The following is a 21,558-nucleotide window of genomic DNA, read 5'->3' as shown; positions in this document are numbered from 1 at the left end:
ATTCGGGCCGCCGGACCCGGAAATCTGCCGTGAATCCGGGCCGGTTCACCTTTCTGCCGCGCGTCGTTCACTTTCCGTACGGGCGGGGGTCAGGGTGAAGGCCGGGCCCGGCCCTAACGTGATGCGGGTGGTTAAGCTCTCCGTCATCGTGCCGTTCTACAACGTCCAGGCATACGCCCCCGACACCCTCGAAAGCCTGCGGGCCAATACCCGCGAGGACTTCGAATTCATCCTCGTCGACGACTGCTCGACCGACGGGACGGCGGATCTCCTGCGCCGGGCCGGGGACGGCATCGAGGGGGTGGTCCTGCGCAGACACGAGCGCAACGCCGGCCTTGCCACGGCCCGCAACACCGGTCTGGACGCCGCCCGTGGCCAGTACATCGCCTTCCTGGACGGCGACGACTGGCTCGCACCGGGCCACTACGCGCGACTGCTCGCCCGGACCGAGGCCCTGGGCTGCGCGTTCGTGCGTACGGACCACGTCCAGGTCACCGGCACGTCCCGCACGGTGCGCCGCGTCCCGCACGGCCTGCGGGACGTGGTGGGAAACCCCCGGGACGCGATCCTGCCCGCCGGCCGGACGACATCGGTGGACTACGCGTTCGCCTGGGCGGGGCTCTACCACCGGAGCCTGCTGGACCGGGGGCTGCTGCATTTCACCGACGGGCTGCGCACCGCCGAGGACCGGCCGTGGATCTGGCGCCTGCACCGGGAGGCGGAATCCTTCGCGGTCCTGGGAACGCTGGGCCATTTCTACCGGCGGGGCGTCGCTTCGTCCCTCACCCAGATCGGCGACGAACGCCAACTGGATTTCATCAAGGCCTACGACCAGGTGCTGTCCGAAACCGCCGCGGACCGTGACGCGGACACATTGATGCCGAAAGCGGTTCGCACGTACTGCGCCGTCATTTCCCATCACGTCGGATCCATCGGGAAATTCGAACCGCCGGTCGCCCGCACCCTGAGATCACTCGCCGCGGCGGCACTCTCACGCATGCCCCAGCGCCTGCTCGACGACGTCCTGGACTCCATGGACACCGAACGGGCGACCGTGCTGCGCGGGCTGCGCCGCCGCTCCACCACCACCGAGGGAGCGACTGCCGCGTGACCACCCAGATCTTCGTCGCCACCGGCCTCCACGGCACTGCGGTGCTCGCCGCGGCTCTCGACTCCGGCTGCTTCGGGGCCTCCGGCCGCCGCATCCTGCTGCTCTGCGAGACCGCGGAGGTTCCCGAGGCCGCGGCCCCCGTCGACGCCGCGCCCGGATTCGACCGGCTGCGCGACCGCTTCGACGAGGTGCGCTCGTGGAACGACGCGGTCTTCCCCCTGCACCCTGGCGCCTGGACCCCCCGCGCCGACGACGTGCCCCTGTGGGAACGCCACCTGCGCCGCGTGTGGGACCTCGGGGACGATCAGGTCGAACTGGCTCTGGAGTCACCGCACACCGCTCCCGCCCGGGCGGTCGCCGAGATCTTCACCGGCGGGCAGGTGACCGTGTACGCGGACGGCCTGACCGGCTACGGCCCGACCGGGGCCAAGATCCCGCCGCTGATCGGGACCCGCGTCCGGCAGCTGCTCCACCCCGACCTGCTCCCCGGCCTGAAGCCCTTGCTGCTGGGCGAGTTCGACGCCGCGCCCCGGCCGCTGGCCGCGGAGGCCCTGCGGCGGGTCTTCGGTGAGCTGGCGGACCGCGCGCCGGATGTCGGGGCGCCGCGGGGGGCCGCGGTCCTGCTCCTCCCCGAACCGGGGCTGCTCCCCGCCGCGGAGGAGACGGAACTCCACCTGCGGATGGTCCGGGGCACGGCAGCGCTCGGCCACACCCATCTCGTCGTCCGACCCCACCCCGGCGGTCCCGCGCCGTCCGTGCCGGCCCTGCGGGCGGAAGCCGGACGCCTCGGCGTCGAGCTGACGGTGCCGGACCAGGGCGTCCCGGTCCCGGCCGAGGTGCTCTACGAACGGCTGCGCCCCGCCCTCGTCGTCGGCTCCTGCTCGACGGCGCTGCTCACCGCGGCCTCGTCCTACGGTCTGCCGGTGGCCAGGACCGGGACCGGGACCCTGCTGGAGCGCCTCACCCCGTACGAGAACCCGGCGAGGATCCCGGTCACCATCGTCGACGCCCTGCTGCCCGACCTGGCCGAACCCGACGCCGTGTCCGGTCGGTCGGCACTGACCGAGGACTCGGTGGCCGAGGCACTCGGCGGGCTGCTGCCCGCGGTCGCCTTCGCCATGCAGCCACGCGTCCGCCCTGACCTGCGCCCGGCCGCCGAGCGCTACCTCTCCGCCCATCTGAACACCCGGACCTGGCGCTACTTCAAGCGCCGCCGCCTCGGCTCGCTGGCACTCCCCGGCGTCGTCCCCGCACGTCTCGCCTTCGTCCGGCGGAACGCGACACTGCGCCGGCTGGCCCGCCGCGCCCGCGCCCTCAAGCGGCGCTGAACACCAGGGCTCAGCCCAGGAGGCGGGTCAGACCGAGGCGGGTCCAGAGGAGCGCCGCGCCGAAGGAGACGGCCGTCGTGGCGGCGGTGACGGCGAGAGCCAGGGCCGCCGCCGCGGGCAGGGTGAGGTCGGCGTCCACCCACGCGTCGGTGAGGACGCCCAGCACCAGCACATGGACCATGTACGCGCCGAACGAGGCGCCGGCCAGCCGGGCCAGGGCCGGGCGCAGGCGCTCCGGGACGCGCAGGCGGTGCAGCGAGAGCAGCACGCCGGCGCTGAACAGGGCCACCAGGACGCTGGCGTAGGGGATCGCGTAGTGCACCTCGTGCTGATAGGTGATGACCGCGGCCAGGCAGAGGATGGCCGGGAGCAGCCACCACAGGCTCCGCCGCCCGAACACGCCGGCGGGCAGCGCGAGCACCAGGGCACCGAGGACCGCGTAGATCAGCTGGTACGGGCCGAAACCCCATCCGAAGCGCGGCAGGTCCAGGTGCGTGACCCGGGCCAGGTCTCCGAACAGGGTCGGAGCGGCCCCCAGGGCGAGGAGGGTGACGCCGAGGCCCCAGGGCCGCTTGCCCGACTTCACCAGGGCCGCGAAGGCCAGGAGCAGGATCACGGGGATGTAGGCGTACAGGTACCAGAGGTGGTAGGCCGGGCGGACCGAGGCGAAGACCGCGTCCAGCGTCAGCTCACCGGCCGGCGCGTCGTTGGTGCCGCGCAGCCTTCCCCATGCCACGTAGAGCACCGACCACACGGCGAGCGGCACCACGATCCGTACGATCCGCTGCCACAGTCGCCGGCCGTCCCGGACCGGGGCGCCGACGAGGACGACCCATCCGGCGATGGCGAAGAACAGCGGTACGGCGAAACGGCCCGCGGAGTCCGCGACCAGCCCCGCCCAGTAGGTGCCGGGACCGTTCGCGGCCTCGCGGCCCGCGGTGTTCACGAAGGCCGACCCGGTGTGGCAGAGGATCACCCCGACCGAGCAGAGCAGCCGGATCAGATCGATGTCGTACCGGTGTTCACGGTGCGGGCGGGGTTCGGGGGCGGGCTGCGGGGACTGCACGGGTGCAGGTGAGCCGGCCTGGGAGACAGAGGAAGGCATGGTCATCGCAGGCTACGAACGCTCCGGCCACGGGTGAACTCCGTCCGGGTGAACAGTCACTTCGTCCGGGTGTCCGGCAGGTGAAGGCCCCGTGCCGCGTCGGCGGTCCGGGGGCCGGGGACACGCGGTCCGCCGGGGAGCGGGTCCGGCAGCCCGAAGAGGTCACGGAGTTCCGCGAGATTGGCACGGGTGACCGACCACAGGTGCTCCTGCCGGCCGTGCACGTCGGCGACGGCCGCCCGGTGGTCGTCCAGGACGGCTGCCGCGCGCTCGGCGAGACGGGCGCCCAGCGAGCGGTCGTGGACGGAGACCCCCCAGTCGGGACGGTCGATGTCGGAGAGGAAGTAGGCGAGTTTGGGGTGCGAGACCAGGCTGATGATCGGCGTACCGCAGCCGAAGGGGATCATTCCCGCGTGCCCGCGCATGCCGATCACCAGGCGCGTACGCCGGTAGAGCTCCCGGATGCGGTCGTTGGAGAAGAGGTACAGCGGCTCCACCGGGAGGGCGATGCCGTGTTCCCGGCGAAGGTCGTGGACGAACTTCTCGTCGGCCGGCATGTGGGCCGCGTAACGGACCTCGGCGCGCTCGCCGACGGCGCGTACGGCGGCGGCCGTCTCGGCCAGGAAATGCCCGTAGTCGTGGCCGAAGCGCAGACCCGCACGGTCGTAGGCGCAGTTGACCAGCACGGTGTCGTCCCGGAGCGCGTCGTCGTCCGGGCCGGGGTCGAGGTGGCGGGCCACCGTCGTGGGGCAGGGCTGGTAGCGCACCCTCTCCCGCAGCTCCGCCGGCAGGAGTTCCCTGACCCGGTCCACGGAGCCCTGGTTGCGCAGCCCGAAGAAGGCCGACTTCTCGACCAGGGCACGCAGGCTCGCGGCGAAGCGCTCCCGGCGGTAGCGCTGGCCGTCGAAGACGTTGTAGCCGACCGCGAAGACGGCGAGCGGCGCGGTGATCCGGGCCAGGACGTCACCGGGGATGTTCCACTGCCAGCCGCTGTTGCTGTTGGGCGCGGTGTCCGGCAGGAACAGCCCGCCACCGCCGACGACGATGCCGCGCCGGGCGTTCAGCTCCTCCAGGCCGGGCTCGTCGACCAGCCGGTGCACGGACCGCTCGTGCCAGCGGGCGGGGCCGGTGTCGGGGCCGAAGCACATCCGTACGGCTTCGGGGAGCACCTTGTCGCCCGCGTTCTCCTGGCCGTCGGCGAACAGGGCGACATGGGCGAGCTGTCCTCCCGCGGGTGCCGGATCGGCCGCCGGAGGGGCCGGGCGGGTACGGACGTACCACGCGTGGCAGTTGCCGTCGGCGGGGTCGGCGTCGAGGCCTTCACGCGCGTAGGCGTGCGCGTCCTCGTCGCGGCCCAGCAGCCAGGCGAGCCGGGCGAGCTGGCCGTAGGCGCGGGCGGCGAAGTCCGGTGACACGGTGGCCAGGAGGAGATGGGCCTCGGCCTCCTCGTGGCGGGACAGGGCCATCAGGCTGATGCCCAGCGTCTCGTGGCAGCGCGGCAGGTCGGGCCGGTCCGCGACGGCCGCGGTCAGCAGGGTGACGGCCTCCTCGTAGCGGCCCTGCTGCCGGTGCACCTCGGCGACCTGACGGACCAGGTCCACCGGCGCACGCCCGCCCTCGGGGAACGGCAGGGCACAGTGCAGGAGGAGTTCGGGGTGCTTGGGACCCGGCAGGGCGCAGTAGGCGGCGCGGAACGCCGCGTCGTCCAGCTCGTACCGCTCGCGCGCCTCGCGCGCCGGGGCGGAGGGGGTGGAGTCCTCGCCGAAGTGCAGGACGACGGTGCTCTCGGGTACCGGCATGTCGTCGTACAGCCGCTCGGCCGGGAAGTCGTAGGGGGAGGCGAGGGGTTCGAGGAGCCCGGCCTCCGTCAGCGCACGGTCCAACGCGGCCCCGCCGCCCCCGGCCGACAGGTCGGGCGCGGCGTCCGCCACGTCCTGCCGCTGGATCACCAGCAACCCTTCGTCCCGCACGGTACGTCCGCCGCCGGTCCCCGGCTGCGGCACGGCGGCCACGCCGGTGCGCAGCGTCAGCAGCGGCAGGAGTGGGCCGAGCACGACCATGCCGGGGCCGAGGGCGATGACCGTGTCGTAACCGGTCTCCCGGAAGACGTCGAGACGGCTCTCCGCGGTACGCGGCACGAGGCGCGGGTGCAGCCGGCGGACGTCGTCGAACGCGGAGTCGGGCAGCCCGGGGTGCAGGACGAGGAAGTCCTCGCAGACGGCCGGGTTGGTCAGGGCGAGACTGCGCAGCAGCACCAGGAGGCCCGGCATGCGGTCCTCGTCGGCGTACGCGGCGAAGGCGATCCTGCGCTTGCCGGTGACGGCGCGCCGGTCGTCGGCGTCGGGCCGGGCGGACCCGGGGGACGGCCCTGCCCCGGCGGGCGCGGTGCGTCTGCCGTCGGTGGGCTCGGCGGGGCTGTTCATCGGAGCGCGGTCCTCATCTCGGTTTCGTCCTCGTGTGTCGCGCGGGCCGTGACCCACTCCCGCTCGCGCGGCAGCAGCTGCCCCGGGAGCCCGAAGCCGATGAGGTCCAGGCGGTCGGCGGCGTCCAGGAAGTCCAGCAGCCGGAGCACGGTGAACGCGGTGCCGGTCCGCGGGCCCCAGCCGTCCTCGCCGAGCAGCGCCGGATCATCCAGGGGGTGCCGCAGCGTGGCGTCCGCGACGCGCTCCTGCGCGCCGGCGACCAGGCGGGCGCGCAGCGAGCGGCGCCAGTGCGGCAGCGGGTCGCCGAAGACCAGCCGGGTGCCGGCCCGGCGGTCCCAGGCGGGGCCGGTCCACGGGGTGTCACCCCGCAGCGTGAGCGCGTGCAGGTCGGTGCGCCGGGCGGCGGACGGGAGGGCGTCGCAGCGCACCACCAGGTCGTATCCGTCGATCAGCCGGCCGAGCGGGCTGTCCGGGTCCCGCTCCTCGTCGGCGATCCGGGGCGCCCCGGCGACCAGGCAGACGGAGCGGCCCGCGACCAGACGGCGCAGGGCGGTGACCCCGACCGGCTCCGCGCCTCCGAGCAGCGGGTCGGCCATCCTGTCCCGGTCCAGCAGCCGGCGGTGGGCGGCGTACAGGGTGGTGAGACGGCGTACGGCCGGGTCGGCCAGGCCGTCCCTCTCGGCGGTGCGCCTGCGCACGACCTCGGCGAAGGCGGTACGGGCCTGCCCGGCGGGGGCGTTGTGCAGGGCCCTCAGACGGGTGCCGTCCTCGTCGGGCAGCAGCCCGGCGGCCTCGCGCAGGCAGGCGTCGAGGTCCTTCAGGGTCGCGATCCGGCGCGCGATGTCCTCGGCCGCCGCCGGGTTCTGCTGGAGCGCCAGATGCCGCTCGAAGGCCTGCACCGCCTCGTCGCGGCGGCCCAGCGCGTCCAGTGCGCTCCCGCGCAGCCGCCATGCGCCCTTGGACCTGGGGCGCAGCCCGGTGGCCTCGTCCGCGATGTCCAGCGCGAGGCGGGTCTCCGTCTCCCCGCCCGCCTCCAGTGCGCGCTGCCCGGTGCGGAGCAGGGCCTCGAACAGTTCGTCCCCGTCGGTCCCGCAGGCGGTGGTGAGACCGCCGATGGCCGAGACCAGCCGGGTCTGCCGGGCGTCGCCCATGGGACTGCTCGCGGCCAGGCCCGCGAGGTAGTCGCCGCAGAGGCGCAGGGCGGCCGTGGGCTCCGGCCTCGGCGTGCCGCCACCGCCCTGCCCGGTTCTCGCGCGCACTGCCCTGAGCAGTCCGGTGAAGGTCTGGCCCATGCTCGTTCCGCCGTTCTGTCATCAGTGCCGGCCGGGGCACCCGCCCCGGCTCCGGGGTCAGAGGCCCAGGCTGCTGCGGGTGCGCCGTACGGTGCGGCGCAGCCGGATCGCCGCTCCGCGCGGGCCCCCGCCGGGCAGGGTGAGTTTCTGCAGGCGACGCCGCTTGAAGTAGTACTGCGTGCTGGTGTCGAGGTGGTCCCGCAGCCAGGACTCGGCCTCGGCGCGCAGCGTGGGGTGGAGCCCGGACTGCATGCAGTAGCCGACCGTCCGGACCAGCGGCGCGAGGGTCAAAGGCGCCTCGGACGGCAGTTCCGGCACGGGCCCGCCTGCCTGCTCGTCCAGGTCGGGCACGAGGTGGTCGACGATCGTCAGCGGGATGCGGTTGCTGTTCTCGTACGGGGTGATGCGGTCCAGGACGAGACGGGTGCCGACCCGGGCGACGGGGATGCCGTAGTAGGCGGCTGCGGTGAACATCGCGGTCGAGAAGCAGCCGACGACGAGCGTGGGCGCGCACCGCTCGTAGAGGGTCTCGGCGAGCAGCGGACCGCCCAGCGTGGTCAGCCGGACCCCGAGCGCGGCGGCCGCGTCGTCCAGCGCCCTGGAGTAGCGGGCCGGCGCGGTGGGGTGGGGCTTGAAGAGGACGGATGTGTGGCCGGCCCGCGCCGCGCCGCGCAGCATGCGCAGGTGCAGGTCCTCCTCCTCCTCGGCCGTGAGGATGTTCAGGGCGGCGAGGTACTGGCCCAGGAGCACTGCCGTGGGGGCCTCGGCCTCGGCATCCGCGAGCCGCCGGTCGCCGGCCGCCGCCCCCGCGATCTCGCCGAGGACCTTGCGGAAGGCGTCGTTCGGTACGAGCTCGGGCTCGACGCCGGACTCGGCGAGGAGGAGCGGGCGAAGTCCCGGTACGAGATCGAGGTGGAGCACCCGCTGGATGCGGCAGGCGATGGACCTGGGCACCTTGTTGCGGGTCGGTCCGTAGCTCATCAGGCCGTCCGCGTAGACGTGCACGGCGCTCTCGGAGAAGATCGCGGCCAGCGCGCGGGCGGGGTTGACCTGGATGGATTCGACGGCGAGGTCGACGGGGCCGTCGGGGTCGATGCCCCAGGCGAGACGGAAGGCGCGCTGCCAGAGCTCGGTCTCCTCGGCGCGCGGGCCCCAGCCGCTCGGGTGGTGCGGGCTGATGGCGTCGTTCCAGTCGACGACCGAGTCGAAGCGGGCGGCGATGTCCCCGTAGCCCCGCATCTCCTCCAGCCGGAGGGCGGTCTCGGGGATCGCCGCGTTGTTGGAGACGAGCAGGACGCGGTGGCTGTCCTGTCCGGGACCGAACTGTCCTGCGTCCAGCGCCGCAGCGAGTGTGGCCGCCCCGTACAGGGTCGACACCTGGAAGATCTGGGTGCGTGAGGGCATGGGTCAGGCGGCCTTCTGCTTGTCACGCAGGCGGTTGAGCAGTGTGCTGCGCCTGGTGTCCATCATCGTCAGGGTCTGGTCGAGCACCTGCTGCGGCATCCGGTGCAGCGCGGCCGCCGACTCGTGGCGCAGGCGCCGGAGGGTCGCGGGCTCGTAGGCGTCCGTCTTCTCGTTGTGGAAGGCGATCATCGCGCAGTAGGTGCGGACCGCCTTGGGGAGGAGGAGGTCCGCGTCCGGGTCCTCGCGGATCTCCTCGACGAGCGTGTCGTAGGCGGGGAAGAAGTCCAGCTGGCGGGAGTCCTTGATCTGCGTCAGGGACGTGGTGACACCGCGCCGGTAGAAGATGCCGTACAGGTTCAGCGCCGCGTAGCTGCGGGCCCGCAGGTGCAGCTGCCAGATCCACAGCCGGTCCTCGGCGGTGCGCAGCCGGGCGTCGAAACGGTGGCCGCCGTCCTCGAAGAGCCGTCGGTGGTAGACACCCGCCCACACGAAGGGGTAGTCGACCATCGTCTCCCACTCGGGAGCCGCGATGCCCTCGCGCGGGTCCAGGACCGTGTCACGGAGCCGGGCGGGCGCGCGCCGCACGACCCGGCTGGTGCCCGTGGCCTGGACGTGGTCGGTGCGGGCGAAGTCGCAGTCCAGTGCCGCGGCGGCGTGCAGAAGCCGGTTCAGGTACCCCGGGGCGTACCAGTCGTCCCCGTCGAGGAAGGTGACGAAGTCGCCCCGGGCCGCGTCGATGCCGCTGTTGCGGGCCTCCGAGATGCCCACGTTCTTCTCGTGCCGGATGACCTCGGCGTGCGGAAGTCTGTCGGCCCAGCGGTCGACGACGGCCGGCGTCTCGTCCGTGGAGCAGTCGTCCACCAGCAGGAACTCGATGTCCGGGCCCGCGTTGCGGGCAAGACTGCCCAGCGTCGTGTCGGCGAAGGGGCCGACATTGTGGAACGGAACGACAACGGACAGTTTCGGCACGCGGGCCCTCGCCTTCGATCTTGGTCCGCACACGCTAGTGACGCGGATGGAGGGGCGGGTGTCGCCCGGCCCGACGAAGGGTGAACTCTGCGCGTCGTCGAGGTGACCCGCGCCGGGGCGTCCCGCAGGGCCGCGCAGGGCTCCACGCGCGACCCCTTGACCTCAACTTTGCTTGAGGTTCTACGGTCCAGGACATGGACTACTCACATGACGACGCAGGACTGGCACGGCAGCCCATCGGCTACTGGAGCTGGGCCGCCCACGACGCGACGGTGACCCACATCCGGGCCGCACTGGCCGAACACGGCCTGACCCAGCCCCCCTGGTGGGTCCTCAACCAGCTCAGCGGCGCGGACGAGAAGGGCCGTCCGCGCGCCGAGGTGGTCGCGCTGCTCGGCGGCTACCTGAACGTCGGCGACTCGCTGGAGCCCGAGATCGACACCCTCATCGACCGGGGCCTGGCCACCCAGGACCCCACCGCCCGCCTACGGCTGACCGCCGAAGGGCACGCGCTGCACGCCGTGGCGCTCGAAAGGGTCAGCAGGGCGAGTGCGGAGATCCACGCCGGTATCCCGGACGAGGACTTCGTCGCCGCCCTCAAGGTGCTCCAGCGGATGATCCACAACGTGGGCGGCACGGCATGGCACCACTGACCTCCGCCACCGGGTTCAGACCCCGCTGAGCGACAGCTTCGCCGCGAACCCGAGGAACAGCACGCCCGCCACCGAAGTGGCCCCCGCCGACAGCCGCTTGCGGCGGCGGAAGGCGGTGGCCAGGCGGGTGCCGCCGAATATGAGCGCCGAGAGGTAGAGGAAGCTGCCGATCTGCAGCAGCGTGCCCAGCAGCAGGAAGGAGAGCGCCGGATAGGCGTAGCCGGGGTCGACGAACTGCACGAAGAAGGAGATCAGGAACAGGATGGCCTTGGGATTGATCAGGCTCACCACAAGGGCGCGCCGGTAGGGGTGCTCGACGCCCGCGGCCGGGGCGGCACTCCCCTCCGTCAGCTCGGCGGCCCGCTGGTGCCGTTCACGCCACATCGACACGGCGGTCCGCATCATCCCGATCGCGAGCCAGGTCAGATACGCCGCGCCCGCGTACTTGACGACGGCGAACAGCAGCGGCGTCGTCTGCAGCAGGGAAGCGGCGCCCAGCGCGGACAGTGTCATCAGGACCGTGTCCCCGGTCCACACCCCGGCGGCGGCCACATAGCCGGTACGCACCCCGCGCCTGGCGGCGACGGAGAGCACGTACAGCGAGTTCGGCCCCGGCAGAAGAATGATCAGCACCAGGCCGGCGAGATAGGTCGGAAGATCGGTGACACCCAGCATGAACGGAGTCTCGCACGCGCATACGACACTCCGTTCAGCCGTCCGGAATGCGGCGGATCGGTCCTGCCGCCGCCCCGGATCAGTCCTCGTCGCCGTCCAGCAGACGGTCCACGGAGAGCTCCATCTCCACACCGACCACGTCCGGCACGGTGAAGGACGTCCCCCTCTTGTGGGGCGTCCTGTTCCTGTACTCGCCACCGCGCGGATCGGTGCAGACCAGGACCTGGTCGTGCTTGCGGTCCGCGACGACGTAGACCGGGATGCCCGCCTGCGCGTAGTCCTCGACCTTGGGGCCGAGATCGTCCGCCCAGTTGGTCGAGGTCACCTCCAGGACGAGGCGGAAAACGTGCGGGGCGTAGCAGTTCTTCATGACATGGGCGTCGCGGATGTCGGCCTCGACGACCGACAGATCGGGGATCGCGTAATCGTCCGGACCGGTGGGCAGCCAGAGTCCGACCGCTTGCACCAGTCTCAGCCCGACCTTGCGCGCTCCGGCTCCGAATTCCTCGCCGAGCCAGGACAGCGCCAATGCATGCGCGACGTCGGCCGGTGGTGTCACAGTGAGCCTCCCCTGGAGAATCTCCACGCGATGCCCAGGCAGCGAGCGTGCGGCCTGTTCGGCCGCCTCGCCGATCGTCAGCTCGGACTGCACTGTCGTCACCTGCTCCTCGTGCTGTATCACAGCCACGGCATCCTCCTTTCGGAGACCACTGTTCACGAGCCTATCCACGGATGCGGCCGATCGGCGAGAGATCACCCGCGAGGGGATGCGTCCCTCAGAACGCGTCCGTCGGCACGTACGCCCCCCAGACCTCCCGCAGCGCGTTACAGACCTCACCCACCGTCGCCCGCGCCCTGAGCGCGTCCTTCATCGGGTGGAGCACGTTGGCCGTGCCCCCGGCCGCCTCCTTCAGCTCCGCCAGCGCCGCGTCCACCGCGCCCTGGTCGCGTTCGGCGCGAAGCTTCGCCAGGCGGGCGGCCTGCTGGGCCTCGATCGCCGGATCGACGCGGAGGGGCTCGTACGGCTCCTCCTCGTCGAGGCGGAAGCGGTTGACGCCGACGACGACGCGCTCGCCGCTGTCCGTCTCCTGGGCGATCCGGTACGCGCTGCGCTCGATCTCGCCCTTCTGGAAACCGCGTTCGATGGCCTCGACCGCGCCCCCCATGTCCTCGACCTTGCCCATCAGCTCCAGCGCCGCGGCCTCGACGTCATCGGTCATCCTCTCGACGACGTACGACCCCGCGAAGGGGTCCACCGTCGCCGTCACGTCCGTCTCGTACGCCAGGACCTGCTGCGTGCGCAGGGCCAGGCGGGCCGACTTGTCCGTCGGCAGGGCGATGGCCTCGTCGAAGGAGTTGGTGTGCAGCGACTGCGTGCCGCCGAGGACCGCGCCCAGGCCCTGCACGGCGACCCGGACCAGATTGACCTCGGGCTGCTGTGCGGTGAGCTGCACCCCGGCGGTCTGGGTGTGGAAGCGGAGCATCAGGGACTTGGGGTCCTTCGCGCCGAACTCCTCCTTCATCACCTTCGCCCAGATCCGCCGCGCGGCACGGAACTTGGCGACCTCCTCGAGGATCGTCGTGCGGGCGACGAAGAAGAAGGAGAGCCTGGGCGCGAAATCGTCCACGTCCATCCCCGCGGCCACGGCGGTACGGACGTACTCGATGCCGTCCGCGAGGGTGAAGGCGATCTCCTGCGCGGGAGAGGCTCCCGCCTCGGCCATGTGGTAGCCGGAGATCGAGATCGTGTTCCACTTCGGGATCTCGGCGCGGCAGTACTTGAAGATGTCGGCGATCAGCCGCAGCGAGGGCTTCGGCGGGAAGATGTACGTGCCCCGGGCGATGTACTCCTTGAGCACGTCGTTCTGGATCGTGCCCGTGAGCCGGTCCGCCGGCACTCCCTGCTCCTCGGCGACCAGTTGGTAGAGCAGGAGGAGGAGCGAGGCGGGGGCGTTGATGGTCATCGAGGTGGAGACCTCGTCCAGCGGGATCCCGTCGAAGAGCACGCGCATGTCGTCGATCGAGTCGATCGCCACGCCGACCTTGCCGACCTCGCCGGAGGCGATGGGGGCGTCCGAGTCGTGCCCCATCTGGGTGGGCAGGTCGAACGCGACGGACAGGCCCGCCGTGCCGTTGGCGATCAGCTGCTTGTAACGGGCGTTGGACTCGGTGGCGGTGCCGAAGCCCGCGTACTGCCGCATCGTCCACGGCCTGCCCGTGTACATCGTGGGATAGACACCACGTGTGAAGGGAAAGGCGCCCGGGTCGCCCAGCTTCTCCTCGGCGCGCCAGCCGTCGAGCACCTCAGGCCCGTACACCGGCTCGATGGGCAGTCCCGACTCGGACTCTCGCGTCATCCGCTGTGCCTCCCACTCAAGCTACTTATGGGTAACAAAATCTCGCGACGGACACTATCCGCGACGCCGCGACCTGCGGGGTCCCCTCCGCTGGGACCTTCCTCACAGCACGTGCCCGAAGGCCCGGACGCGTGCCCCTCATCATGCGCAGGATTCGGCAACCGGGCAGGGTGGGAATCCGTCCCATGGGTTATCCGTGTCGCGCGAGCGGTCTCGTGCGGCAGGGCGGCGACGGGCGAGCCAGGGGGCCGGGATGAGACGGATACGCACGAGGAACGGCGCGCGCGGGGCGGGCGCGGCGGCTGTCGGTGTCCTCGCACTGGCTCTGCTGTCGGCGGGCTGCAAGGTCGAGACGGTCGGGGCGGCGGAGCCGACCGCCCTCCCGGCGACGGCGTCCCCGGACCCCACGGACGACGCCAAGCCGGGCAGCGGCCCGCCGAGTCCCTCGGCCACCCCGTCGCGGACGCCGAGTGCGCGGCCCTCGCCGCGGCCCAGCACCCTGATGTCCGTCGGCGACCGGAGCGAGCGCGTGCGGGAACTCCAGGCGCGACTGCGCCAGATCGGCCACTTCGACCGCGGCCCCACGGGGTACTACGGCACCGCGACCGTCGCCTCCGTGCAGTCCTTCCAGGGCAAGCGGGGTCTGTCCCGCACGGGGCGGACCGACACGGTGACCTGGGAACGGCTGCTCGCGATGACGCGGAAGCCGACGGCGAGGGAACTCGACCCGCCGGCCCCCGGACCGACGGCAGCGAAGCCCGACGCCCGCTGCATGCAGGGACGGGTCCTGTGCATCAGCAAGAACAGCCGCACCCTGTCCTGGATGATCGACGGCCACGTCGTCTCGTCGATGGATGTGCGCTTCGGCTCGCAGTACACGCCCACCCGCGAGGGCACCTTCTCCGTGTACTGGAAGTCCCGCCACCACGTGTCGACGCTCTACGACTCCCCCATGCCGTACGCCATGTTCTTCAGCGGCGGCCAGGCGGTGCACTACTCGTCGGATTTCGCCGCGCGCGGCTACGACGGCGCCTCGCACGGCTGCGTGAACGTGCGGGACGAGAGGAAGATCGCGTCACTCTTCGCACAGGTGGAAAACGGCGACAAGGTCGTCATCCACCGGTAGGGATCCAGCCGGATCGGGGGCGCGGGCGGGACCGGGGGAACGTGTCCCGCCCGCGCCGGATGCGCGGAGCCGAAGGTACGGGGGGAACCCCGGCTCCATTGCGCTGCCGATGACCAGTCGGCACTCACTACTGCGCCGAGCCGGACAGGAACGTTACAGCTGCCGCGTTGTCGCAGGTCAGCGCGTTGCCGGGAAGCGGCCGAACAAGGGGTTCGCCGTGGGTGCGGCCGTCGGCCGCGGGGTCGCGCCGACCTGCGGCGCGCCGGCCCGGGTGCTCACCGCGGACGGCGTACGGAAGACGACCGAGGGAGTGGAGCCCCCGCCGTCCATCCCGCTCCCGCCGCCGAGGCCCCGGTCGCCGACCGGGCCGTCACCGCCGCTGTCGCCGGCACGGCCCTGCGGATCCAGAAGGCGGTCGCAGAAGCGCTCCAGGTTGTCCTCGCCGTCCGCCAGTTCGACGAGCCGGCGCTCGTCCTTCTGGCTCAGGGCGTCCTTGCGGTAGGCGAGGCAGGCCTTGACCGATCTCTTGTACACCTCGGCCGCCGAGCGTTCGGGAACCTCGCGCCCCTCCGTGCCGTCCTGCGCGCCGCCGGTCCCGGTCTCCCGGTCTCCGTCCTCGGATTCCTCGGCGCCGCCGCCGCCCTGCCCGGTGTGCCCACCGCTCCCCTCGGGCCGCGGGTCCGGCACGTCCGGAGCCACCGGCGGACTGGGCGGAGCAGGAGTGACGGAGGGCGCCGGCGAGGGCGCACCGGTGTCGGGCACCTCGGCGTCCAGCTCGTCGGGAGACGCGGCGGCCGAGACGGAGGACGCCGGGACCGGCGAGCCGACGCCACCGAACGGTGCGGGCAGGATTCCGGTGCCCCCAGCGACCGCCACCCCGCCGAGTGCGCACCCGGCGAGCGAGACGGCGAGGCCGTAGCGCACCGGTCGGGTCCAGCGCGGACGCCGGCGCGGGGCCGTGTGCTCCGTTGCGATCCGTACGGTGTGCAACGCGTCCTGCTGCTCGCCCTCGCCGCCGCGGCCGACCGCGCCTGCCCGCCTCGCGCCCCGGGACGTCTCGCGGAAGGCCGCCAGCACGGCCGCCTCGCCGGGCAGTTCGTCACCGGACGGGCGCGGGGCCCGCAGTGCGAGCAGGGCGGCCTCCAGCCGGCGGGCCTCGGTCCTCGCGTGATCGTCGACGGCCTCGACGGCCTCGCCACGGAGCAACAGCTCCGCCGCGTCCGCGTCAAGCCACTCGTGCTGCTCGTCGGCCATCACATGTCCTTCTGCGTCCAAGGACGCGAATGCGTCACACCGGCGGGCGTCACCGTGCCCTGGCGGCCGGGACGTTGCGGGGGTACGGCGCCGAGCTCCGCGGCGACCGCCGGAATGCCGCCGTCCGGGCCCTGGTCGGCTCCGACCAGCTCCGCCAGCCTCTTCAGCCCCCGGTGGGCGGCGGTGCGCACCGCGCCGGGGCGCTTGCCCAGGGTCCGGGCCGCGCTCTTCGCGTCGAGTCCGATCACCACGCGGAGCACGACCGCCTCGGCCTGGTCCTGGGGCAGTTGCGCGATGAGGGACATGGCCCGCCCGGTGGCCAGCGATTCCAGCGCCTCTCCCGCCGTGTCGGACTCGGCCGCCTCGTCGGCCAGTTCGGTCTCGTCACCGCCGATCGCGGGGCGCCTGCCCCGCATCCGTATGTGGTCGAGCGAGCGGTTGCGCGCTATGCGGGCCGCCCAGCCGCGGAAGCGGTCGGCGTCCCCGCTGAACCGGTCGAGGTCACGCGTTATCTGCAGCCAGGACTCGGACGCCACGTCCTCGGAGTCCGGTTCACCGACCAGCGTCCGTATGTAGCCCAGCAGCCGTGGGTGCACGGCGCGGTACACAGTCCGGAAGGCGTCCTCGTCCCCGTCCTGTGCCGCGAGCACCGCGGCGGTCAGCTCCGCGTCGTCCCCCAGCACTCCCTCAACCCGTCCTGCTGATCCGAATCGTAGCTGGTCACCACTACTGCGCCACTTTGCGCGACTCAGCACGCTACGTGGTCGGACTGTGCCTCGTCCATGACTTGTACAACCTGCAACTGTTTCCTGACGTACAGCGGTGTGACAGAAAACGCACCCACGGCGCTGACATGAGTACGGGGTCGCTCCGCGGCCCCGTGGAAGACGGCCGGGGCCTCTCCTGTGGGGGGTGGCGGCCCCGGCCGTCGCCCCTCTTCTTCCCGGCTCCGCCCGGTACCCGGGTAGCGGGGTCCGTCCATGGCTCGGCGTCTGCCGTGGGGACACGGGGCCCGGTCGGTCGGAGCCGTGCACGGGCACCCGATCCCGTCGAGGTCCGCCTCCGCCGATCACCCACCGGTACGCACCCGCCCATCAGATCCGGAGAGAGCGCATGGCTGTTGACGTGTCGGTGCAGCTGACGTACGTCGTCACCTGGCGGGAGGTCTCCGACGGACTGCGGATGCAGCTCCGCCACAGCACGGTCGGGCGGTGGGCTCACAGCGTCCTGTGCGGGCTGGGTGCCCTCCTCGGCCTCGTGATCCTGGCCGACCTGCTGACCGGAGGCGTCAGCGCCGCCGGCTGGGGGGTGTTGAGGTTCCTCCTGACGGTCTGCCTCCTCGGGGTCGCCTTCCACTGGCTGATGGCTCTGGCCGTGCTGGGCTATGCCCGGCACATGGGCGAACACCGCGTGACGGTCGGCGCGTCCGGCTTCAGGATCGTCACCGAGCGGAACACCAATGAGATCGGCTGGCAGTTCTACGGGCGCTGCGTCGAGGGCCGGCGGATCTTCGTGCTGCTCACCCCGGACGTGTGGGGGGCCGGCGTGATGGTCCTGCCCAAACGGGGATTGAGCGCTCCGCAGGATTGCGACCGGCTGCGGGAACTGATCGCGGGCCACCTCGACGCCGTGTGACCGTACGTGGCCGGGCGCAGGCTCCCACGGTCTCCGACTCCTCTTCGCGACGCTCACGCAAGAGCTCCTCGGCGGATGCCCGGCCGAAGGCACCTCGCAGGGACGACATGCCGAGGATCGAAGTGCTGGAGGCTGCGCTCCCGCCGTCGACGCGGTGGCACGGGACAGCGGGGCACAGGGCGGACCGGGCTGCCCCTGAGTCACTGCGGGGCCACGTCGCCGGGCCGGCCACGGCCTCGTGCGCGGCGGGACATCACCGCGCGCAGCACCCGACGGCCCTCGGTCGACAGGTCCAGGACCCGCCGCAGCCCCGTTCCGCCGCCCACGGGTCCGGGGGCACCGGCGAGACTCTCCAGGATCTCGGCCTGACGGCGGAGTTCTCCCGTCACCAGCGGCCCCGCCTCGTCGGTCCCGCCGGCCCGGAGGCGCAGGGACTCCGCGGTGCCGTCGACGGCCGGGAAGTCGAACTCGCGGTGGACGTCCACCGCGAGGAGCGAGCAGGCGTCCGCCCACGCGCGCAGCGGTCCTGCCGCGAAGTCCCTGGGCGCCCCGCCGAGCAGCGCACGGACGCGGGCCGTCGTGGCGTCCGTCCCGGCGGCGCTCTCCAGCGCCGCCTGCACGGCGTCGAGCCGGCCGGCCCACTGCGCACCGTTCTCGCAGCCCGCCCAGAGAGTGCGCAACGGCTCCGGATCGTCCCTGTCGTCCGGCGGCGGAAGACAGCGGTCCAGACAGGCGACCGCGCTTGCCGCCAGACCCCTCTCGTCGGCACGAGCGATCAGCTCCAGCAGGCTCATCGACGCCACCCCATCGGCATATCGGCCCATCGGTCCCCGGAGCACACCGCTCCCGTCACCGCTTACCGCATACAGCGCCAGATGGCTGAAAAGCGTCACTCTCCCGGTATGAGAGATCACGGCACGGCTCAGCCGGCAGGCTCTCGACGCCCAATCGGTCCAGGAAAGCGAAGAATAGTTCCTCTGCGGACCGCTCCGGCCGCTCGATCCGCAGCAGTTCGAGCAGGGGCCCCTCCCGGACGTCCTGGCCGGTTTCGGCCGCCCAGTGGACGGCTCGGGCCGCCGCGTCCTCGGGCGGCAGGAAGAGATCCTCGACCGTCACGCCGTCCCGGCCGAGGAGCGCCGTCATGGGCGCCCTGCCAGGCAGGCGTACCAGGACCCGCTGCACGGAGCCGCCACCTCGACGGCCACGCATGCGCCGTCCATGACGAAGCCGAGGAGGACCGGAGCCCGCGCGGCGTCCGCCAGAGCGGTCATGCTGCCGAGCGGGGGCTGCGTGGGACGGGACCGGACCTGCCGGCGGTCGGCACGGTACTCCCGCAGCGTCAGCCGCTCATGCGAGTCCCTCAGCGCGGGGTGGCCGATGAGCGGCTCGCCGCTGCGGCCGACCGGATGACAGCCCCAGAAACCCACGCCGTGCTCCCCCCGTGGTCCGGGCTGCCGTTCTTCCCTCCCCGGCGATGCGGGAGCGCGAGAACGAGTCGGCACCGGGCCCCTCCCGATGGAGGACTGCCGCGTGTCCCTCCCGGGAGGGACACGCGGCAGTTCCGAGCCCAGGGGGCGGGGAGTGCCCGGGGGCGGTTCAGCGGGTCTCGTCCGCCAGTTCCTGGAACTGCGCCCAGGTCAGCTTCGGCTCCCGCGGGTCCCACAGTTTCTGGGAGACGGCGTTGAGCGGCATCCGGATGCCTTCCGCGACCTGCGCCTGCGTCTGCGCGTTCGGCAGGTCGCCCCAGACCGCGAACCGGCCGCCCAGGATCTGCTTCGAGTAGCGCTCGGCCACCGGCTCGGTGCCGCGCAGGACGAACGGGGTCCACCGCTCGTAGATCCGCTCGCCGGTCGGGTAGACGAAGTCGTTGGGCTCACCGAGCACGTAGTAGAGGAACTCGTCGTTGAGGTTGACCACCTTGCGGCCCTCGGCCAGGTACTCCTGGGGCGGCCGGGCGCCGATCTCCTTGCCCGTCCAGTACTCGACCTCGATGCCCTCGTGGGCGGTGACCTGCCCGCCGCTGAAGAAGCCGTCGTTCCACGCCTTGGGGATCTTCTCCGCCTTGCGGATGACCGCGGCGCGGTCGTTCAGCCAGCCCTCCGTGAGGTCCTGGACCGTGGCGTCGGCGCCGTACTTCTCCCGCGCGGCCGCGGCGAGCTGCGGGTAGGAGGCCTGCGGGCTGCTGACCGTGAGCGCCTGGTACTCGTCCGCCCCCACGTGGAACCAGTCGCCGGGGAAGAGCTCCGCGTACTCCTTCAGCAGGTCGTCGACGATCTTCGCCGACTCCGGCTGCGAGATGTCGATCGCGCCCTGCCTGGCCACGCCCTGCGTGTTGCGCAGCTGGAGGTCAGGGTGCGCGCGCAGGACGGCGCCGAGGTGTCCGGGGGAGTCGATCTCGCCGACGACCGTGATGTGGAGGCTCTGGGCGAGCTTCAGGATCCGGCGGACCTCCGCCTTGGTCAGGTGCTCCTCGGAGACCACCTCGGGGTGCGAGTCGGACTCGATCCGGAAGGCCTGGTCGTCGGAGAAGTGCAGACCCAGCTGGTTGAGCTTGAGGTCGCCCATCTCGCGCAGCCGGTCCTCGATCCAGTCCGCGGAGTAGTGCTTGCGGGCTATGTCGAGGTTGAGCCCTCGCTGGGGCCGGTCCGGGGTGTCGCGCACGACGCCCTCGGGCACGGTGTCGTCGGCGTTCAACGACTGCTTGAGGGTCCGGGTCCCGTAGAAGACTCCCGCCTGGCCGGGCCCGCTGATCGTGACCTGGTTGTTCTCCGTCTTCAGGGTGTACGACTCCGGGTCACCCTTGCCCGGGGCCGCGATCGCCAGTTCGACGTCACCGGACCGGGGGGCCTTCTCGCCCCGGTAAACGATCTTCAGCTCCGTCGCGAGCAGCTTCGCCTCGTCGGCGAGCTCGGGGTCGGCGGCGACGACGGTGCTGTCCTTGGCGGGCTTCCAGCCGGGCCCGCGCGCGGCGGTGTGCTCCCGGACGGCGGGTATCGTCCGCGGCGTCGTGGAGAGTGGGTAGCTCCGGCTGGGCGAGGGTGAGGCGGAGGTGCGGGACGACGCCGACGCGCCGTTCCCGGAGCCGGGGCCGGAGTCCTCGGGCCAGACAACGACGGTGAGGGTGACGGCGGCTGCCACCGCGACGGCGGCGCCGGCCACCAGAGGTGCACGTGAGGGCGACATCGGTCAGAAACCTCCGGATCAGGGGAGAAAAAGTTCAAAGCAAGATGAGAAAGCCGGGCATTTCCCCCGGTTTTTCGTCCATCACGCGTTCCGAAACTCTCCCGTGCGGGTGAATTTCGCGCATCATTCGCCTGCGCGCCGTTCCGTCTCGCTAGCGTGATGGAACACAGGAAACAGTCCTCACTCCCGCCCCGCGCAACCTCGTGGCTCTCAGATCCCTCTCCAGGGTCACAGATGTCATTCATTCGAGGAGTCCCGCTGTCCAGGTCCAGCGAGCCCCACGCCGACCTGCCGAAACCGCCGCAGCAGGCCGTGCGGACGGCCGTACCCGTCCAGTACGGGGGCGCCGCCCCGATGCTCCGGGCGGCCCCGGTGGCCGTCCCCGTTCCGCAACCAGTGTCCGTGAGCACCCGCCCGAATGCCCACTCGAGCGGCCTCGCCCGCTTCAACACGTGGTCCCGCGAGGCGGCCGAAGCCGCTCTGCTGGAGTGCTGCGGCAGTCGCCGCTGGGCGCACCGGATGGCCGCTCACCGCCCCTACCCCGGCCTGGACACGCTGCTGGCCGCGTCCGACGAGGCGGGCTACGACCTCGGGCCCGCCGATCTCACCGAGGCGCTCGCCGCCGAGTACGCCCCCTGCCTGCACCACGACGCGCCCCGCGCCGCCCATCTGGCGCTGCGCGCCGCGCACGCCGCGTACGAGAGCCGGTTCGGCCACGCCTTCGTGATCTGCCTCGACGGCGTGCACCCCTCGCAGCACGTCGACCAGGTCCTGGCCGCCATCCGCACCCGTCTGGCGCACGAACCGGACGAGGAGCGGTCCCTGACCGCGGAGGAGATGCGCCGACTCGCCCGGGGCCGCATCATCGACCTGGTGACGGAGGCGGGCCTGGCACCAGGGCCGTTCCCCCCGGTGGCATATGACCCCCGGTAGCCCGTCCGTGCCAGTTTGACTGCCGCTTTGATCACACCGGAGCCCCCGCCGCCATGGAACCGACAAAGCGTCGCTACGATGGCCGGGGCCGGTGGACCGTACCCGGCCGG

Annotated in this window: 20 protein-coding genes; 6 read left to right on the top strand and 14 right to left on the bottom strand. The window is 72.2% G+C overall.

The annotated features are described in order from the left end of the window. Positions 1-121: 121 nt before the first annotated feature. Positions 122-1,111, top strand: coding sequence for a glycosyltransferase family 2 protein (locus JOC24_RS02905; protein ID WP_205018473.1), 990 nt, complete (start codon positions 122-124; stop codon positions 1,109-1,111). Further along, positions 1,108-2,439, top strand: coding sequence for a polysialyltransferase family glycosyltransferase (locus JOC24_RS02900; RefSeq protein WP_205018472.1), 1,332 nt, complete (start codon positions 1,108-1,110; stop codon positions 2,437-2,439). Before JOC24_RS02905 ends, JOC24_RS02900 begins: the two co-directional genes overlap by 4 nt. Positions 2,440-2,449: 10 nt before the next feature. Here the strand turns inward: JOC24_RS02900 and JOC24_RS02895 are convergent, their stop codons facing one another. Genes JOC24_RS02895 through JOC24_RS02875 form a run of 5 tightly spaced genes read right to left on the bottom strand, consistent with a single transcriptional unit; the run spans position 2,450 to position 9,632 of the window. Then, positions 2,450-3,550 carry an acyltransferase gene (locus JOC24_RS02895; RefSeq protein WP_374104469.1) on the bottom strand — a complete coding sequence of 367 codons (1,101 nt, stop codon included), beginning with the start codon at positions 3,548-3,550 and terminating at the stop codon, positions 2,450-2,452. 50 nt (positions 3,551-3,600) lie between these two features. Then, positions 3,601-5,967 carry a polysaccharide pyruvyl transferase family protein gene (locus JOC24_RS02890; RefSeq protein ID WP_205018470.1) on the bottom strand — a complete coding sequence of 789 codons (2,367 nt, stop codon included), beginning with the start codon at positions 5,965-5,967 and terminating at the stop codon, positions 3,601-3,603. Continuing rightward, positions 5,964-7,259, bottom strand: a complete 1,296-nt coding sequence (locus tag JOC24_RS02885; RefSeq protein ID WP_205018469.1) for a hypothetical protein — start codon at positions 7,257-7,259, stop codon at positions 5,964-5,966. The genes JOC24_RS02890 and JOC24_RS02885 overlap by 4 nt, the downstream gene beginning before the upstream one ends. A 57-nt stretch (positions 7,260-7,316) precedes the next feature. Beyond that, positions 7,317-8,663 carry a polysialyltransferase family glycosyltransferase gene (locus JOC24_RS02880; protein WP_205018468.1) on the bottom strand — a complete coding sequence of 449 codons (1,347 nt, stop codon included), beginning with the start codon at positions 8,661-8,663 and terminating at the stop codon, positions 7,317-7,319. 3 nt (positions 8,664-8,666) lie between these two features. Next, complete coding sequence (locus JOC24_RS02875; RefSeq protein WP_205018467.1) at positions 8,667-9,632, bottom strand: glycosyltransferase family 2 protein; 966 nt, start codon at positions 9,630-9,632, stop codon at positions 8,667-8,669. A gap of 194 nt (positions 9,633-9,826) precedes the next feature. Here JOC24_RS02875 and JOC24_RS02870 point away from each other — a divergent pair, with 194 nt between their 5' ends. After that, complete coding sequence (locus tag JOC24_RS02870; protein WP_205018466.1) at positions 9,827-10,285, top strand: MarR family winged helix-turn-helix transcriptional regulator; 459 nt, start codon at positions 9,827-9,829, stop codon at positions 10,283-10,285. Positions 10,286-10,300: 15 nt separating this feature from the next. Here the strand turns inward: JOC24_RS02870 and leuE are convergent, their stop codons facing one another. From leuE to JOC24_RS02855, 3 genes are all read right to left on the bottom strand, one after another. Then, a complete protein-coding gene (leuE, locus tag JOC24_RS02865; RefSeq protein ID WP_205018465.1) occupies positions 10,301-10,960 on the bottom strand; it encodes a leucine efflux protein LeuE in 660 nt (219 codons plus the stop codon). A 79-nt stretch (positions 10,961-11,039) separates the two neighbouring features. Continuing rightward, on the bottom strand, positions 11,040-11,648 hold the full coding sequence (locus tag JOC24_RS02860; protein WP_205018464.1) for a Uma2 family endonuclease: 609 nt from the start codon (positions 11,646-11,648) through the stop codon (positions 11,040-11,042). Between the two features lie 88 nt (positions 11,649-11,736). After that, positions 11,737-13,317: an acyl-CoA mutase large subunit family protein gene (locus JOC24_RS02855; RefSeq protein WP_205018463.1), complete on the bottom strand. Its 1,581-nt coding sequence runs from the start codon at positions 13,315-13,317 to the stop codon at positions 11,737-11,739. Between the two features lie 253 nt (positions 13,318-13,570). Here JOC24_RS02855 and JOC24_RS02850 point away from each other — a divergent pair, with 253 nt between their 5' ends. Then, entirely contained in the window at positions 13,571-14,443 is an 873-nt protein-coding gene (locus tag JOC24_RS02850) for a L,D-transpeptidase family protein (RefSeq protein WP_205018462.1), read from the top strand. A gap of 177 nt (positions 14,444-14,620) precedes the next feature. On the opposite strand, the gene JOC24_RS02845 is transcribed toward JOC24_RS02850, so the two are convergent. Both JOC24_RS02845 and JOC24_RS02840 read right to left on the bottom strand, forming a co-directional pair. After that, the gene (locus JOC24_RS02845; RefSeq protein WP_205018461.1) at positions 14,621-15,697 is read right to left on the bottom strand and encodes a hypothetical protein; all 1,077 of its coding nucleotides are present in this window, start codon (positions 15,695-15,697) and stop codon (positions 14,621-14,623) included. Continuing rightward, positions 15,697-16,380 carry an RNA polymerase sigma factor gene (locus JOC24_RS02840; protein WP_205018460.1) on the bottom strand — a complete coding sequence of 228 codons (684 nt, stop codon included), beginning with the start codon at positions 16,378-16,380 and terminating at the stop codon, positions 15,697-15,699. Before JOC24_RS02840 ends, JOC24_RS02845 begins: the two co-directional genes overlap by 1 nt. A gap of 430 nt (positions 16,381-16,810) precedes the next feature. On the opposite strand from JOC24_RS02840, the gene JOC24_RS02835 reads away from it, so the two are divergent. Beyond that, on the top strand, positions 16,811-17,332 hold the full coding sequence (locus JOC24_RS02835; RefSeq protein ID WP_205018459.1) for a YcxB family protein: 522 nt from the start codon (positions 16,811-16,813) through the stop codon (positions 17,330-17,332). A gap of 200 nt (positions 17,333-17,532) precedes the next feature. Here JOC24_RS02835 and JOC24_RS02830 read toward each other — a convergent pair whose 3' ends face one another. The 4 genes from JOC24_RS02830 to JOC24_RS02820 form a co-directional block, all read right to left on the bottom strand. Further along, entirely contained in the window at positions 17,533-18,126 is a 594-nt protein-coding gene (locus tag JOC24_RS02830) for a hypothetical protein (protein ID WP_205018458.1), read from the bottom strand. Positions 18,127-18,181: 55 nt separating this feature from the next. Continuing rightward, on the bottom strand, positions 18,182-18,475 hold the full coding sequence (locus JOC24_RS33020) for a hypothetical protein (RefSeq protein WP_239579377.1): 294 nt from the start codon (positions 18,473-18,475) through the stop codon (positions 18,182-18,184). Continuing rightward, positions 18,472-18,759 carry a hypothetical protein gene (locus JOC24_RS33015; protein ID WP_239579375.1) on the bottom strand — a complete coding sequence of 96 codons (288 nt, stop codon included), beginning with the start codon at positions 18,757-18,759 and terminating at the stop codon, positions 18,472-18,474. Before JOC24_RS33015 ends, JOC24_RS33020 begins: the two co-directional genes overlap by 4 nt. Before the next feature lie 169 nt (positions 18,760-18,928). Further along, positions 18,929-20,515 (bottom strand): family 20 glycosylhydrolase, encoded by a 1,587-nt coding sequence (locus tag JOC24_RS02820; protein ID WP_205018457.1) that lies wholly within the window; start codon positions 20,513-20,515, stop codon positions 18,929-18,931. A 354-nt stretch (positions 20,516-20,869) separates the two neighbouring features. Between JOC24_RS02820 and JOC24_RS02815 the strand changes: the two genes are divergently transcribed. Then, positions 20,870-21,448, top strand: coding sequence for a 2-oxo-4-hydroxy-4-carboxy-5-ureidoimidazoline decarboxylase (locus tag JOC24_RS02815; protein ID WP_205018750.1), 579 nt, complete (start codon positions 20,870-20,872; stop codon positions 21,446-21,448). Positions 21,449-21,558 lie beyond the last annotated feature (110 nt).

Origin of the sequence: Streptomyces sp. HB132 (assembly GCF_016909575.1) — a bacterium.
Classification (GTDB): Bacteria; Actinomycetota; Actinomycetes; order Streptomycetales; family Streptomycetaceae; genus Streptomyces.
This window is presented reverse-complemented; position numbering and strand designations above follow the sequence as displayed.

Bases quoted from the DNA above. Each gene is read 5' to 3' on its own strand.
- JOC24_RS02905 (WP_205018473.1), top strand. From the start codon at position 122: ATGCGGGTGGTTAAGCTCTCCGTCATCGTGCCGTTCTACAACGTCCAG.
- JOC24_RS02895 (WP_374104469.1), bottom strand. From the start codon at position 3,550: ATGACCATGCCTTCCTCTGTCTCCCAGGCCGGCTCACCTGCACCCGTG.
- JOC24_RS02890 (WP_205018470.1), bottom strand. From the start codon at position 5,967: ATGAACAGCCCCGCCGAGCCCACCGACGGCAGACGCACCGCGCCCGCC.
- JOC24_RS02885 (WP_205018469.1), bottom strand. From the start codon at position 7,259: ATGGGCCAGACCTTCACCGGACTGCTCAGGGCAGTGCGCGCGAGAACC.
- JOC24_RS02880 (WP_205018468.1), bottom strand. From the start codon at position 8,663: ATGCCCTCACGCACCCAGATCTTCCAGGTGTCGACCCTGTACGGGGCG.
- JOC24_RS02870 (WP_205018466.1), top strand. From the start codon at position 9,827: ATGGACTACTCACATGACGACGCAGGACTGGCACGGCAGCCCATCGGC.
- leuE (WP_205018465.1), bottom strand. From the start codon at position 10,960: ATGCTGGGTGTCACCGATCTTCCGACCTATCTCGCCGGCCTGGTGCTG.
- JOC24_RS02855 (WP_205018463.1), bottom strand. From the start codon at position 13,317: ATGACGCGAGAGTCCGAGTCGGGACTGCCCATCGAGCCGGTGTACGGG.
- JOC24_RS02850 (WP_205018462.1), top strand. From the start codon at position 13,571: ATGAGACGGATACGCACGAGGAACGGCGCGCGCGGGGCGGGCGCGGCG.
- JOC24_RS02845 (WP_205018461.1), bottom strand. From the start codon at position 15,697: ATGGCCGACGAGCAGCACGAGTGGCTTGACGCGGACGCGGCGGAGCTG.
- JOC24_RS02835 (WP_205018459.1), top strand. From the start codon at position 16,811: ATGGCTGTTGACGTGTCGGTGCAGCTGACGTACGTCGTCACCTGGCGG.
- JOC24_RS02830 (WP_205018458.1), bottom strand. From the start codon at position 18,126: ATGAGCCTGCTGGAGCTGATCGCTCGTGCCGACGAGAGGGGTCTGGCG.
- JOC24_RS33020 (WP_239579377.1), bottom strand. From the start codon at position 18,475: ATGACGGCGCTCCTCGGCCGGGACGGCGTGACGGTCGAGGATCTCTTC.
- JOC24_RS02820 (WP_205018457.1), bottom strand. From the start codon at position 20,515: ATGTCGCCCTCACGTGCACCTCTGGTGGCCGGCGCCGCCGTCGCGGTG.
- JOC24_RS02815 (WP_205018750.1), top strand. From the start codon at position 20,870: ATGCTCCGGGCGGCCCCGGTGGCCGTCCCCGTTCCGCAACCAGTGTCC.